Annotated in this window: 12 protein-coding genes; 3 read left to right on the top strand and 9 right to left on the bottom strand. The window is 65.0% G+C overall.

What is annotated here, in order from left to right; genetic code table 11:
* Positions 1-107 precede the first annotated feature (107 nt).
* The 6 genes from guaA to LDO14_RS13960 form a co-directional block, all read right to left on the bottom strand.
* Positions 108-1697 (bottom strand): glutamine-hydrolyzing GMP synthase, encoded by a 1590-nt coding sequence (gene guaA / locus LDO14_RS13935; RefSeq protein ID WP_026265758.1) that lies wholly within the window; start codon positions 1695-1697, stop codon positions 108-110.
* Positions 1698-1824: 127 nt separating this feature from the next.
* Complete coding sequence (locus LDO14_RS13940; protein ID WP_018769225.1) at positions 1825-2334, bottom strand: DUF3817 domain-containing protein; 510 nt, start codon at positions 2332-2334, stop codon at positions 1825-1827.
* The gene (locus LDO14_RS13945; RefSeq protein ID WP_223992198.1) at positions 2331-3221 is read right to left on the bottom strand and encodes an SURF1 family protein; all 891 of its coding nucleotides are present in this window, start codon (positions 3219-3221) and stop codon (positions 2331-2333) included. The genes LDO14_RS13940 and LDO14_RS13945 overlap by 4 nt, the downstream gene beginning before the upstream one ends.
* 97 nt (positions 3222-3318) lie before the next feature.
* A complete protein-coding gene (locus LDO14_RS13950; protein WP_056394163.1) occupies positions 3319-3807 on the bottom strand; it encodes a PTS sugar transporter subunit IIA in 489 nt (162 codons plus the stop codon).
* Positions 3808-3847: 40 nt separating this feature from the next.
* Positions 3848-5587 (bottom strand): glycerol-3-phosphate dehydrogenase/oxidase, encoded by a 1740-nt coding sequence (locus tag LDO14_RS13955; RefSeq protein ID WP_056394166.1) that lies wholly within the window; start codon positions 5585-5587, stop codon positions 3848-3850.
* A 103-nt stretch (positions 5588-5690) separates the two neighbouring features.
* Complete coding sequence (locus LDO14_RS13960) at positions 5691-6827, bottom strand: GuaB3 family IMP dehydrogenase-related protein (RefSeq protein WP_018769221.1); 1137 nt, start codon at positions 6825-6827, stop codon at positions 5691-5693.
* A 56-nt stretch (positions 6828-6883) separates the two neighbouring features.
* Here LDO14_RS13960 and LDO14_RS13965 point away from each other — a divergent pair, with 56 nt between their 5' ends.
* Entirely contained in the window at positions 6884-7489 is a 606-nt protein-coding gene (locus LDO14_RS13965) for a hypothetical protein (RefSeq protein ID WP_056394244.1), read from the top strand.
* On the opposite strand, the gene LDO14_RS13970 is transcribed toward LDO14_RS13965, so the two are convergent.
* Entirely contained in the window at positions 7486-9345 is a 1860-nt protein-coding gene (locus LDO14_RS13970; protein ID WP_223992199.1) for an ABC transporter ATP-binding protein, read from the bottom strand. The two genes, LDO14_RS13965 and LDO14_RS13970, sit on opposite strands and share 4 nt — an antisense overlap.
* A gap of 502 nt (positions 9346-9847) precedes the next feature.
* On the opposite strand from LDO14_RS13970, the gene LDO14_RS13975 reads away from it, so the two are divergent.
* Entirely contained in the window at positions 9848-12334 is a 2487-nt protein-coding gene (locus LDO14_RS13975) for a GH32 C-terminal domain-containing protein (protein ID WP_263422479.1), read from the top strand.
* Between the two features lie 68 nt (positions 12335-12402).
* On the opposite strand, the gene LDO14_RS13980 is transcribed toward LDO14_RS13975, so the two are convergent.
* Both LDO14_RS13980 and LDO14_RS13985 read right to left on the bottom strand, forming a co-directional pair.
* Positions 12403-12696, bottom strand: coding sequence for an antibiotic biosynthesis monooxygenase (locus LDO14_RS13980; RefSeq protein WP_018769217.1), 294 nt, complete (start codon positions 12694-12696; stop codon positions 12403-12405).
* Between the two features lie 28 nt (positions 12697-12724).
* Complete coding sequence (locus tag LDO14_RS13985) at positions 12725-13723, bottom strand: LacI family DNA-binding transcriptional regulator (RefSeq protein WP_223995236.1); 999 nt, start codon at positions 13721-13723, stop codon at positions 12725-12727.
* Between the two features lie 164 nt (positions 13724-13887).
* Between LDO14_RS13985 and LDO14_RS13990 the strand changes: the two genes are divergently transcribed.
* Entirely contained in the window at positions 13888-15006 is a 1119-nt protein-coding gene (locus LDO14_RS13990; protein ID WP_018769215.1) for a substrate-binding domain-containing protein, read from the top strand.
* Position 15007 lies beyond the last annotated feature (1 nt).

Here is a 15007-nt window from a genome sequence, read left to right on the forward strand (position 1 = left end):
GGCGCCGGACTTGAGCGACCGCAACACTGGAGCACGGGAAATTGCCGGGATTCATCCGGGAAAAGCAGCGGCCGGCCCCCGCTGGCGGAGGCCGGCCACTTAGGATGCTATTCCCATTCGATGGTTCCCGGCGGCTTGCTGGTGACGTCCAGGACCACCCGGTTGACGCCGTCCACCTCGTTGGTGATCCGGCCGGAGATCCGGGCCAGGAGATCGTAGGGCAGCCGCGACCAGTCGGCCGTCATGGCGTCCTCGGAGGAGACGGGGCGAAGCACGATGGGGTGGCCGTAGGTACGGCCGTCGCCCATGACGCCCACGCTGCGGACGTCCGCCAGCAGGACGACGGGCATCTGCCAGACCTCGTTGTCCAGGCCGGCTGCCGTGAGTTCGGCGCGTGCAATGGCGTCTGCCTTGCGCAGCAGGTCCAGCCGCTCCTTGGTCACTTCGCCGACAATCCGGATGCCCAGGCCGGGGCCGGGGAACGGTTGGCGGCCAACGATTTCCTGCGGCAGCCCCAGCTGGGCACCCACTGCGCGGACCTCGTCCTTGAACAGGGCGCGCAGCGGCTCAACGAGCTCGAACTGCAGGTCCTCGGGGAGGCCGCCCACGTTGTGGTGGCTCTTGATGTTCGCGGCACCTTCGCCGCCGCCGGATTCGACGACGTCCGGGTACAGGGTGCCCTGGACCAGGAACTTGATCTTCTCGCCGTGGGCAGCTGCCTCGGCGATGATGGCAAGTTCGGCTTCCTCAAAGGCGCGGATGAACTCGCGGCCGATGATCTTGCGCTTGGTTTCCGGATCGCTGACGCCTGCCAGGGCCGAGAGGAAGCGTTCCTGTTCGTTGGCGACGTACAGCTTCACGCCGGTGGCGGCCACGAAGTCGCGCTCCACCTGCTCCGCTTCGCCTTCACGCAGGAGTCCGTGGTCCACGAACACGCAGGTGAGCTGGTCGCCTACGGCACGCTGGACCAGGGCTGCCGCCACTGCGGAGTCAACGCCGCCGGAGAGGCCGCAGATGACCCGTGCGTCCCCCACCTGCTGGCGGATGCGCTCCACCTGCTCTTCGAGGATGTTGCCGGTGGTCCAGTTGGGTTCGAGCTTGGCGCCCTTGAAGAGGAAGTTCTCCAGCACCTGCTGGCCGTAGGCCGAGTGCTTGACCTCCGGGTGCCACTGCACCCCGTACAGGCATTTTTCCTCGTTGGCGAAGGCAGCGACTTCGGCGCCGGCCGTGGTGGCCAGGACGTCGAACCCGGCAGGTGCTTCATGGACGGAGTCGCCGTGGCTCATCCAGGTCTTCTGGTGCTGGGGCATGCCCTCAAGCACCGAGCGGCTGTCACCGAGGATGGTGGTTTCGGTGGATCCGTACTCCCGCAGGCCGGTCTTGTCCACCTTGCCGCCCAGGGCGTTGGCCATGGCCTGGAAGCCGTAGCAGATGCCAAAGACGGGGACGCCGGCTTCGAAGAGGTCGGCACCCACGCTCGGGGCGCCGTCGGCATAGACGCTGGAAGGTCCGCCGGACAGGATGATGGCGGCGGGATTCTTGGCCAGGAGCTGCTCGGTGGTGTAGGTATGCGGAACCACTTCCGAATACACATTCGCTTCCCGGACGCGGCGGGCAATCAGCTGCGCGTACTGGGCACCGTAATCAACAACCAGCACCGGCTTCTGGGAAGTTTGGGATGCAGTGGGAGTAGTCACCGTAATAGCCTACTTGGCGCCGTTGCACCGGCGCACCTTGAGACGCCGTGCTGTGACGGAGCAGACGTACGACGGCGGGCGGCCGCCGCGAGGGGCCAGGCACCTCAGCGGCCGGCAGCCCGGAGGGCTAGTACCGCTGCGGGGCCTGCGGGTTGGCAGCGAGTTCGGCCTCCGCCTCGGCGTGGAACTTCTTCTCGACGATGAAGGACAGGAACGGCACCACGCCGCCAAGGGCCAGCAGGACCAGCTTCAGGAAGGGCCAGCGCATCAGGGACCACAAGCGGAAGTTGGAGATCAGGTAGACGACGTACATCCAGCCGTGCACGATCAGGACCGTAACGGAGACGTTCACGCCGTTCAGTACTCCCGGCGGCTCGGCGTCCGCGAACCCGAAACCGAACGGCTGGCCGGTCACGGCGTTGGTGCCGCCGGCGAACAGGTACTGCCCGAAGCCGTACCGCGCCACGAGTTCAGCGCACAGCAGGAGCAGCATGGTGCCGGTGAGGTAGGCCATGACCTTATAGAACTTCAGGGCCGACCGGATCTGGGCCTCGGTGCCGCCGAAGCGGCGCTTCCTGCCGGACGTCTTGCCGCCGGGAGCCTGCGGGGACGGGGTGGCCGGTTTCGGATCAATCATGGCTGTACCTTCTGCTGGGACTGGTCAGGCTGCTGGTGCTGGTCAGGCTGGTGCGGGGGAAGCTGGTGCGGTTCGTGCGGTTCGTCCTGCTCGGAACCTTCGGCGTCATCGAGGGCCTCCTCGAGGTCCCGGTGGTAGTCGTCCTTGACCAGCCGCCACCAGATGAAAAGGGCAAAGCCGGCGAAGACGACCCACTCGATGGAGTAGAAGAGGTTGAGCCAGTTGATGTGCTGTGCCGGCGGCTGGGGGCCGATGTCCAGCGGCAAGAGGTTGCCGGGTACGGCCGCGGCACTCACGTCCTGGCCGCCCACCACCTCTGCGGTGGCCGAGACGAAGCCCGGGTAGCTGCTCACGTCCCAGTAGTTGATGAGCTCGGCCACGGAAACCGCCGACGCCTCCCCCGGCTTTGGCGCCTTTCCGGCCACCGGCGCCTCGGACGGCAGCAGCCGTCCGGTCAGTTCAACCGGGCCCGACGGCGGTGCTGCCGCGTCCCGCGGGTCAGCCACCCACCCGCGTGCCACGGGGATCCAGGTCTGCGGTGTTGCGGCGGCTCCGGTCAGGGTGGGGGCGCCGTTCACGGCGAAGGCCGAGACCACCCAGTAGCCGCTCTTTCCGTCATGGAGCCGGCCGGGAACCAGGACCTGTTTGTCCGCACTGTACGTTCCCTGCGCAGTGACCATCTGGTCCGCGACGCTGCCGTGGAAGAACTCGCCAGGCTGGAGCGTGCTTGTCAGCGGCTGGACCTGTTCGGTGGCCGGATTAACGGGCACTTCGGGTTGGGTGGAGCGGCCGAACTGCCATTGGCTCAACAGCACGAAGACCCCGGAGAGCGCGATCGCGAAGACAAAGCCTGCGATCCATCGGGGCTTGAGGGCTGTTTTCCACACGTCTTAACCGTACTTCGTACTCTTGTAGAACAACTAAACGCCGGGGACTCCCGGACCTGGAAAGGGCGGACACGCGGGCCTGGTGGTCCGGGCGGACCTAGTGGTCGAAGAACACCAGGCTGGAGTTGATGAGTTCGGCGATCACTTCGGCGTCGTAGGCGCGCCGCAGCGATTCGCGGAAGGATTCCTTGGAAAGCGACCGTGCCAGGGTGGCCAGCACTTCCAGGTGGTCCGAAAAGGAACTGGCGGGGGTGGCAATCAGCAGGATCACCGTGGCCGGACCGTCGGCGGCGCCGAAGTCCAGGGCATGGCCGTACTTGGCGATCCCCACCGCGATCGAGGTCTGGGAGACGAACTCGCTGCGCGCATGCGGCAGCCCGATGCCGCCCGGGAGCCCCGTGGCAAGCTGGTGCTCGCGGGCATTGACGTTCTTCAGGAACCCGTCAAGATCCGAGATCCGCCCGGCTGCGTGCAGCCGTTCCGCCAACTGGGTGGTGGCGTCGGTCTTGTCCTTCGCTTCCATTTCCAGGATCACCATGTCGGCAGTGGTGAGGTGGGCGTCATACGGGTCCAGTGGTTCCGCCAAGGCGTATCCCTTCTGTCAGCAGTGCAGGGCGAACGGCCCCTCAGCGCAAGGGCACGATGTTTTCCGCGCCCAGGCGGGCGGCGTCTGCGGATTCGTCGTCCGGCTGTTGCTGGCTGAGGCGTTCAGCTTCCACGCGGGCAATGTAGTGGCGGACCTCGTTTTCACGCTGCGCGTCACTCCAGCCAAGGACGTCACCCATCAGTTTAGCGACAACAGGGGCAGCGGACACGCCGCGGTCCCAGGCCTCGATGGAAATGCGCGTCCGCCGGGTCAGGACGTCCTGCACGTGGCGGGCCCCTTCATGGGTTGCGGCATAGACGGCCTCCGCCTGCAGGTAGTCATCCGCTCCCGGGATGGGCTCGGCAAGTTCCTTGTTCTGCTCGATGATGGCCAGCACCTCGGGCGTCATGGAGCCGTACCGGTTGAGCAGGTGCTCGATCCGTGCCACATGGACCCCGGATTCCTCCGCGGTGCGGTTCCGGCGGTTCCAGGCCGCACGGAAGCCGCTGGCGCCCAGCAGCGGGATGGTTTCCGTGCAGCTCGGCGGGACCCGTTCGTCCATGGTGCGGGTGGCCTCGTCCACCGCATCCTTGGCCATGACCCGGTAGGTGGTCCACTTGCCGCCGGCCACCACCACCAGGCCGGGGACAGGGTGTGCCACAACGTGCTCGCGGGACAGCTTGGCGGTTGAATCGTTTTCACCGGCAAGCAGCGGCCGGAGTCCGGCATAGACCCCTTCAACGTCCTCCCTGGTCAGCGGGCGCTTGAGCACCTGGTTGACGTGCTCCAGGACGTAGTCGATGTCCTTGCTTGAGGCCGCGGGGTGGGCCTTGTCCAGGTGCCAGTCGGTGTCCGTGGTGCCGATGATCCAGTGCCGTCCCCACGGGATGACAAAGAGCACCGACTTTTCCGTGCGCAGGATCAGGCCCACGGTGGATTGGAAGCGGTCGCGGGGAACCACCAGGTGGATGCCCTTGGAGGCACGGACCTTCAACTGGCCCCGGTCGGTCACCATGGCCTGGGTTTCGTCCGTCCAGACTCCGGTGGCGTTGATGACCTGCTTGGCCCGGATGCTGAATTGCGTCCCGTCCTCATGGTTCTCCACCTTGGCTCCGACCACCCGCTCGCCCTCGCGCAGGAAGTCCACCACGGCCATCTGGTTCACGGCGTGGGCGCCGTAGTACGCAGCGGTACGCACCAGGTTTGCCACGTATTTGGCGTCGTCCACCTGTCCGTCGTAGTACCGGATGGATCCCACGAAGGCATCATTCTTCAGGCTGGGGGCGGCGCGCAGGGTGCCGCGCTTGCTCAGGTGCTTGTGGAACGGCACGCCGCGGCTGTGTCCGCTGGAGATGGACATGAGGTCATAGAGCGCGATGCCGGCGCCCACGTAAGGCCGCTCGACAAACGGTTTGGTGAGCGGATACAGGAAGGGCACCGGGCGGGCAAGGTGCGGGGCGATTTCGGAGAGCAGCAGCCCGCGTTCCTGCAGGGCCTCCTTGACCAGGGCGAAGTCGAGCATCTCCAGGTACCGCAGGCCGCCGTGGATGAGTTTCGAAGACCGTGACGACGTACCGGCAGCCCAGTCGCTTGCCTCGACGATGCCAACGCTCAGCCCCCGGGTCACGGCGTCCAAAGCGGCTCCCGCTCCGACGATGCCGCCGCCGACGATCAGGATGTCCAGTTCCCGGCCGGGTTCGGACGTGGCGCGCAACCGCTGGATGGATGCTTCCCTGGCTTCGGGGCCAAGGGCTCCGCCGTTTGCAGGAACACTCTTCATTGAACGCCTCCAGTGCCTCTAGTGCCGGTTGTAAACCCACACTACTTGCTGGCGGCGTGCTTTGGGCAGGGTGGGCGGCGCCCACCCTGCCCCGTCCAACGCGTCAGTTCCCTGCGTAGGGCGATACGACGACGTCGACCCGCTGGAATTCCTTGAGGTCCGAATAACCGGTGGTCGCCATGGAGCGGCGCAGCGCACCAATGAGGTTGGACGTGCCGTTGGTGTGGTGGCCGGGCCCGAAGAGGACTTCCTCCAGCGGACCCACGGTGCCGACGTTGGCGCGGTCACCGCGCGGCAGTTCCAGGTGGTGCGCCTCCTGGCCCCAGTGCCAGCCCTTGCCGGGTGCCTCTTCGGCGCGCGCCAGCGCGCTGCCCAGCATGACGGCGTCGGCGCCCATGGCGATGGCCTTGACGATGTCACCCGAGGTGCCCATGCCGCCGTCGGCAATGACGTGCACGTAGCGGCCGCCGGACTCGTCCATGTAGTCCCGGCGGGCGGCCGCGACGTCGGAAATGGCTGACGCCATGGGCGAGTGGATGCCCAGGGCGCGCCGCGTGGTGGTGGTTGCGCCGCCCCCGAAGCCCACCAGCACACCAGCCGCGCCAGTCCGCATGAGGTGCAGCGCCGGGGTGTAGCCGGCCGCCCCGCCCACGATGACGGGGACGTCGAGTTCGTAGATGAACTGCTTCAGGTTCAGCGGTTCGTGGTTCTTGGAGACATGCTCGGCGGAGACGGTAGTGCCCCGGATGACGAAGATGTCGACGCCTGCGGCCACGACCGTCTTGTAGTGCTCCTGGGTGCGCTGCGGGGTGAGCGATCCGGCCACGGTGACGCCGGCCTCGCGGATCTCGGCCAGGCGGGACGTGATGAGTTCCGGCTGGATGGGCGCCCGGTACAGCTCCTGCATCCTGCCAGTGACGGCTGGGCTGTTGGTTTCGTCCTGGAGCGCAGCGATTTCATCCAGAACAGACTGCGGATCCTCGTACCGGGTCCAGAGTCCCTCAAGGTCAAGGACGCCCAGGCCGCCCAGCTTGCCCAGCGCGATGGCCGTTGCCGGTGACATGGCGGAGTCCATCGGGGCCGCGATCACCGGCATGTCGAACTGGTAGGCGTCGATCTGCCAGGAGACGGAAACGTCCTTGGGGTCGCGGGTGCGACGGTTGGGGACGATTGCAATGTCATCCAGGGAGTAGGCACGACGCCCACGCTTGCCACGGCCGATCTCGATCTCATAAGTCACTGCTCTAGGTTATCCCAGCAGCCCCGTTGATCCCGGCCGGTGGCTACAGTGGCTTGATGGGCAGACGCTGGATCTTCGACGGGCACATCGCCGGCATTGGCACCACATCCGGACTGCGCGCGGTGGTTGGCATGTGGCAGGAGTCCCCTTTCGGGACCTTCTCGGACGTCATGGTGCAGGAGCCCTCAGGTCACCGCCTGCTGCTTGCGCCGTCCGCCGACGTTGCCGGCTTCATAGCGTCGACCTACAGCTTTGATGAGGTGCGCATGGTGGACGTTGCTGCCGGACTGTCCGTCGGCGGGTTGGCGGTCGACGCCGGGCCGCTGGCAATCCAGGCAGTCACCGGGGCGAGGACCTACCTCGGTTCCGCGCTGAAGGCGGTTCCCAGGCGACTTGCAGTCCATCCACGCTGGCTCTCCGCAGTCAGTCCGCTGGCCGCCCTGGCAGCCCGCGGTGCCCGCACCTACGGCACGGCGGGCAGCGGCAGGGCAGAGTTTTACGGGGTGACGGACCTGCACCACGTGACCTCCGCCGTCGTTTCATGGGAAGGCGCCGACGCCGGCGCGCTGGCCCCCATCCGGCCCGCCGTGACCTTCGGTTTCAGCAGCGTCCCGCCCAGGCCCAGTGTCGCGAGGGTGCGCACCACCATAGTGGAGGCCTAGTTTGCTGTAGGTTCCTCTACCGTCAGCTGGGATTCGAACATCCTGAAGTACCTGCCGCGCAGGGCCACCAGTTCCTTGTGCGTGCCCTGCTCCACGATTTCGCCGTCCTCCAGCATGTACACGATGTCGGCTTTCTCGATGGTGGCAAGCCGGTGGCTGATGGCGATGATGGTGCTGCTGCGGTCCGCGAAGAGCCGGGTGAAGATGCGGTGTTCGGCCAGGGCATCAATGGCGGAGGTGGGCTCGTCCATCACCATGAAGGACGCGTCCCGGTAGAAGTTCCTGGCCATGGCAAGACGCTGCCACTGGCCGCCGGAAAGGCCGCTGCCCTTCCGGCCGCGCGGGTCCTCCATCCAGTTGCTGACGTGGTTGTCCAGGCCGTTGGGCAGCTTATTGATGAAGTCGAGCGCCTCGGCATCCGCGGCCGCCTTGCGGATGCGGTCATCGTCCCGCGGCGAGTCAACGTCGCCGAAGTAGATGTTCTCCGCCGCGGTGGCAAACTCGTATTTCAGGAACTCCTGGCTCAGCACCGCCAGGTGGCGGTGCCAGGTGGTGACGTCGACGGCGGCGAGGTCCACGCCGTCGAGCAGCACCTGGCCGGAGTCCGGACGGTAAAGGCCGGCCAGGATGCGGATCAGCGTGGACTTGCCGGCACCGTTCTCCCCCACGATGGCAATGTGCTGGCCTTGGCGGATGGTCAGGCTGATGCCCCTGATCACTTCGATGTCACTGCCGGTGTACGTGAAGCGGATGTCCTTCAGCTCGACTTCCTTCGGCGCTGCCAGCAACGGCGGCGCGTGCTCCGAGTGAACCGGCATTGCCATGAACAACTCGTAGTCCTTCAGGTTGGCGAGGTCTTCATCAATGGAGCTCAAGGAGGACACCAGGTTGTTTGCGGTGGACAGGGCGCGGCTGACGATCTGCTGCACATAGAGGAACTGGCCCACGGGCTGGGCGCGGGCAATGATCTGACCCACCACCCAGATCAGCGACACCACCTCCGCACCGTACTGGAGTGCATCGGCGGCCAGCTGCTTGGGGATGTAGCGCCGCTGGTAGTCAAGGCGCCGCCGCTCGTCTGCGTCCCGAAGCCGGGAGCGTAGGTCCATGAGGAAACCGACAATGCCATACAGCCGCATCTCGGCAATGTGCTGCGGCCGGAGGAGGTTGGTTTCAATCATCCGGCGTTGGCGGCGTGAGTCCACCTGCGTGTTCCAGTGCGCAATCTGTTCCCTGGACAGCTTGAACTGCAGGTACACGCTGGGCACGATCGCCACCAGGACGATCACGGCGATCCACCAGCTGACCAACAGCAGGGCGCCGATGGCCAGGATGACCGAGATGAGCTGCGTAAAGATAGCGGCAATCCGGTCCAGGACCCTTGCATAGGAGTCGGAGAACCGTTTGGCGCGGTCGTAGAGGTCCACGGTTTCTTTGTCGTCATAGCGCCAGAATTCGAGGGCGAGGAAGCGCTGATACATCTGGTCGCCCACAATGGCGCCCACCTTGAAGCTCATCAACTGCTGGATGTACCGGTCAACGCTGTTGAAGGCGCCCCAGAAGAGTCCCAGCGCCGCGGTGACAATGACGTAGACGATCGCAACGCGTCCGGCTCCGGCGTCGCCCGCGTAGGCTGCGGCCAGCGCGGTTGTGGTGAGGGACGCAAAGTAGGTGGTGACCAGGGGAAGAACGGCCGAGATCAGCGAGCCGAGCACCTTCATGATTACCGCGCCCGGGGATGCACGGAAACTGACCCGCAAGACCTGGGCCACGGCGCGGGCGTAAGGCCGTATGGCAAGCCGCCGGTGGGGTTCGCTCTTCGGGCTCAGTTCCGCCGGATGGCGTGATGGGGGCATACCTCAAGCCTAGGGCGCGCACCGAAAGTTTGCGGTAGCCCGGAAGGGCGTTCGGCGCAGCCAACAACCGTTGCCGCAGGCCGGCTGGGGCTGGTTCTGCAGGTCCGTTCCCACCTCTTGCCCGCTGTCATGACAACGGTGTCGAGCGCCGTGCCGGTCAGACGGGCTCGCAAGCAGCCAGGTCCTTACCGATGCCCGGCCGCCGGAGTTCGTTGACTTGTCTCGTGGACTTAACCTACGCTCCGTCACGTATTGACATCGTTGTCTAACTGAACGCGCGATGAAGGGCGACCTCAAAATGCACAGAAAACAAAAGGGAAGCACGCGGCTCCTTTCGGCCCTGACGCTGACGGGTTTGATATTGACCGGAGCGTTGGCCGGCGCCGGACCTGCGATTGCAGGGAAGTCGGTCGGGAATCCTCCCCCCGGGCCCACCACGGGCAGCACTTTGGGCCAGGAAACCTACAGGCCGGCATACCATTTCTCGCCGGCCAAGAACTGGATGAACGATCCCAACGGAATGGTCTACCACAAGGGGATCTACCATCTTTTCTTCCAGCACAACCCGTCCGGAAACACCTGGGGCAACATGTCCTGGGGACATGCCACCTCCACTGACCTCGTTCATTGGCAGGAGCAGCCGCTCGCCATTTCCACGGATACCCAGGAGGACGTGTTCTCGGGCAGCGTTGTGGTGGACAAGAACAATACGTCCGGTCTGGGGACTACGGAGAACCCGCCGCTGATTGCGATTTACACCAGCGCCTACAAAGACGCCTCGCCGCACCGCGGGCTCCAGGCCGAGTCGCTGGCCTACAGCCTTGATGACGGACAAACCTGGACCAAATACAGTGCGGACCCGGTCCTGAACCGGAACTCCGCCAACTTCCGGGACCCAAAGGTGTTTTGGTACAGCACTGCCGAAGGCGGCTACTGGGTAATGGCGGCCGTTGAGGCCCTCGACCACAAAGTACTGCTTTACAAGTCAACCAACCTCAAGGACTGGACGGCCCTGAGCGAATTCGGGCCCGCCAATGCCACGGGCGGACTGTGGGAATGCCCCGACCTCTTCCCGCTGGCCGTTGACGGAGACCCGAACAACGTCAAATGGGTCATGGTGGTCAATATCAATCCCGGCGGGGTGGCTGGCGGCTCGGCGGGTCAGTACTTCGTGGGCAGCTTCGATGGCGTCACGTTTACCTCGGAGACCACGAAACCCAGCGATGCGCTACCCTCCGGAACCCCCGTGGCGGGATTCAACGACGGCACATACAACGGGTGGGCCGTGAGCAATGAACCCGGCAACTGGAAGAACGGACCCTTCACTGACGCTCCGGCAGCCGGAACCCTGCCGGGCCAAAACCTCGTTGGCGGGTTCGTAGGCGCGGGCTTGGTAAATTCCTTCAACGACGGCGACTGGCCCCTGGGGTCCATGTCCTCGCCTGGCTTTACCGTAGACAGCGACTACATCAACTTCCTGGTGGGTGGAGGCCAGCATCCGCGGGTCTCCGACAAGCTGGACAATACGCCGCCGCCGGGAGACCTGCTGTTCAATGGCTTCGAGGTCCCCGACGGCACTACCCTCGCCGAAGCCGGCTGGACCGGCACGGGCGACCTCGCGCCGTCGTATCAGCCCGCCACGGCGGGAGGCGACTACTACATCGGCGCTAAACGCATCAACACCTTCGAAACTGGCGCGGCCCCGGGTGACGACCGGCAAGGCAGCCTGACCTCCCCCGAGTTCACGCTCTCCCGGAACTTTGTGAGCATGCTGGTGGGCGGCGGGCACCGTTCCCCGGACTCCGGGCAAGTACTGGAGGCCCAGTTGCTGGTGGACGGGAACGTGGTGCGCACCCTGGCCGGGGACGACGCCGGCGCGCTCAACTGGAAGGGCTGGGATGTCTCCGAATTCGCGGGCAAGCAGGCCCGGCTTCGAATCGTTGACCAGGCGACCGGCGGCTGGGGGCACCTCACCGCTGACCATGTCATGCTGACCGACCAGGCTGCGGTGCCGCGCTCGGACGAAACCACCGTGAACCTGGTGGTGGATGGCAAAGTGGTGCGCACAGCTACCGGTGCGAACAGTGAGGTGCTGGACTGGGCGTCGTGGAACGTGGCGGAATTCCGCGGCCGCCAAGCGCAGATCAGGGTCGTGGACAACAACCGGTTCGGCTGGGGACACATCCTGGCCGACGAGTTCACCGCTTCCCCGCAGCCGGCCCGGCCGCGCCTCAACAGTTATGACTGGCTGGACTATGGCCGCGACTACTATGCCTCGGTTTCCTTCGGCAACATGCCCGAAGATAAGCGGGTCATGCTCGGCTGGATGAACAACTGGGACTACGCCAACAGCATTCCCACTTTCCCATGGCGCAGCGCGATGTCGCTGCCCCGCGAGATCGGCCTGACGCAAACGCCGGACGGCCCGCGGCTGACGCAGCAGGCAGTGAAGCAGGTGGACGGGCTGGCCTCTGCGCCCAGTTACCGGAATACCGCAGGCGGGACCATCACTCCCGGAACGCATGCCCTGCCTTCCGCGGCGTCGGGGGATGTGCAGCGGATCGATGTGACCTTCGCTCCCGGCACTGCGGTCAAGTCCGGGATCACCCTATTCGGAAACGGATCATCGTCCACAGCCGTCGGTTACGACGCCGCCACAAAAGAGGTCTATGTCGATCGCGCGAATTCGGGCAATGTCGGCTTCCATCCGCTGTTTGCCTCGGTCGATTCGGCACCGGTCAGCGTGGATGCCCAGGGAAATGTGACCCTCCGGATCTACGTGGACAGGTCCTCGGTGGAAGTCTTCGCCCAAGGCGGACTGCGGACAATCACCGATCAGGTCTTCCCTGCGGACGGAGCCAAGGAGGTAGCGCTGTTCGCCGAGGGCGGCGTTGCGCAGTTGAAGTCGCTCACCGTCACACCGATGAAACAGGCCATGTTTCTGGCGTCCCTCAAGGCGGTCAACGCCGGAGGGAAGGCCCGGGGCTGAGAAAGCAGGCTTCAGCATGCCCAGCCGGCGGCATCCGGTGGCCGGGCATGCTGAAGCCCCCGGCGAAACTATTCCACCGGCTGCAACCAGGTCAGGACCGACCCGTCCTCTTCGATGTGCCGCGCCAGCTCGGCATTGAATGTGGCTCCGTATTCGGCGGTGATGTGCTCCTGGAAAGCGTCGTCGTCCCGGTACACCTCGAATACGAAGTACTCACGCGGGTTGGACTCCCGGGTATACGGAAGGAAATGTTCGTTGCCCGGCTCGCGGCGCACGCGCTCCGTCAGTTCCCGCATCATCTCCGCGACGCGTCCTTCGCTTCCGGGCTTGACGGTGAATTCTGCATACAGTGTTTTGGTCATGGGCTTGCTTCTTTCTGTTGTGGGTGGGTCAGTTCGACGGCGGCAGCTCGCCCGAGCCGCGCACGATCAGTTCCGAGGGGACAACATAAGTCTGGGGAGCGCTGTCGTCGCCGTCCATGCGGGCGAGCAACCGCTCAGCGGCGAGCTTCCCGATCCGGTCAGGATGCTGTGCGATGACGGTGATGCCCGGGTCCATCATGTCGGCGAGTGTGAAGTCGTCGAAGCCCACCAACGCCACCCGGTGGCTGGCTCCCCGTTCACGCAGTGCCCTCATGACGCCGAACGTCACGAGGTTCTGGCTGGAGAAGATGGCAGTAGGCGGGTTGTCGGACGCAAGGAGTTCGTGGGCAGCGAGCCGCGCTGATTCTTCGTCGTGCAGGCCATCGCGAACCGGAACAGAACCGGTGGCAACGCCCGCCCGGCCGAGTTCCTCCATGAAGCCCCTGCGGCGATCGCGGGCAGTCTGGATATCAGGGCGGTCACCCAGGTAGGCAAGTTTGGTATGGCCGTGCTTGAGGAGATGGGCTGCAGCCCGCGCAGAGCCGGCAGCGTTGTCGGTTACCACAGCGTCGGCCTCGATCCCCACCGGCTCGCGGTCGATGAAGACGAGGGGCAGGTCGCGGGAGTGCTCGGGGATCACGTAGGCCTGGCTCCTGGCAATGGGTGTCAGGACCATGCCATCCACCCTGCGCCCGAGGAACGCTCCCACCAGGGCCTTCTCCCGCTCGGGGTCGTCGTCGAGGCTTGCAGCGAACACGGCGATTCCGCGCTCGGCGAGGGCGTCTTCCAGTGCGCGGTGGATTTCGCTGCTGAAAGGGTTGGCAACGCTGGGCAGCAGCAACCCGATGGACAAGGTCTTTCGGCCGGCGCGACGCAGGCTCCCCGCCGCCATGTCCAATTGGTAGTGCAACTGCTGGGAAGCTCCCAGGACACGCTGGCGCGTGGCCTCCGAAACGCCGGGCTCGTCATTCATCACCCGGGAAACAGTCTTGATCCCAACGCCAGCCAAGGCGGCCACATGGCGCATGGTGGGTCGGTTCGTGCTGACCTCGGACTGGTAACGATTAGACATCGTTGTCAATACCTCGCTCTTCATCATTGATTCACACTTGACTCTACCCTGTGACATTGATTACATGAGCGATGACATCGTTGTCAGGCACGCTAAGTGCCCTGAGACCAGGAGATTCAATGTTGAGTTCCAAAACCCCGCGGCACACTGTTACTCGTTCCCTCGCCATCGGCGCAGTCCTGACCCTGGGCGCCCTCAGCCTCTCGGCCTGCGGGGGCAACTCTTCCGCAACAGGCTCCACCGACGGTACTTCCTCGGAGAAAATCGGTGTCTCACTGATCGTGAAGACCACGTCGAACCCGTTCTTCGTCTCCATGCAGGAGGGTGCGAAGAAGGCGGCTGCTACGGACGGCGTCGACCTCAAGCTCGCGGCAGGAAAGGCCGACGGCGACGAAGACACCCAGATCCAGGCAATCGAAAACGCCATCTCCAAGGGCGACAAAGGCATCCTCATCACGCCCAACGGCCCGTCCGTCGTCGACGCCCTGAAGAAGGCGAAGGACGCCGGGCTGTTCGTCATCGCACTGGACACCCCACCGGACCCGGCCGATGCCGCCGACATCACCTTCGCAACCGACAACTTCGCCGCCGGCGAGCTGATCGGCAAGTGGACCGCGGCGCAGCTGGGCGGCAAGAAGGCCACCATCGCGCTGATCGACCTCTTCGACGACAAGGTTGTCTCGGTTGACTACAACCGCGACCAGGGCTTCCTGACCGGCCTGGGCGTTGACACCGCCGACAAGAAGAAGAACGGCGACGAAGCCAAGACCGGAAAGTACACCGGCGGCAAGGGCGGCGAGTACGAGATCGTGGGCAACCAGGCTTCGCAGGGCGCCGAGGACGGTGGCCGAACCGCCATGGAAACGCTGCTCTCCAAGAATCCGAACATCAACGTCGTCTACACCATCAACGAACCGGCCGCAGCGGGCGCCTTTGAAGCCCTGAAGTCTGCAGGTAAGGAAAAGGACGTGCTGGTGGTCTCCGTTGATGGCGGTTGCGCGGGCGTGAACAACGTCAAGTCCGGCATCATCGGTGCGACCGCGCAGCAGTACCCGGTCAAGATGGCCGAACTGGGCGTCAAGGCAATCGTCGACCTCGCCAAGACCGGCAAGAAGCCCGAAAACTCTGCCGGCCTGGACTTCTTCAACACCGGCGTCGAACTGGTCACCGACAAGGCGGCTGACGGCGTCAAGAGCATCACGACCACGGACGCCACCCAGATCTGCTGGGGCAAGTAAG

Origin of the sequence: Arthrobacter sp. NicSoilB11 (assembly GCF_019977375.1) — a bacterium.
Lineage (GTDB): Bacteria > Actinomycetota > Actinomycetes > Actinomycetales > Micrococcaceae > Arthrobacter.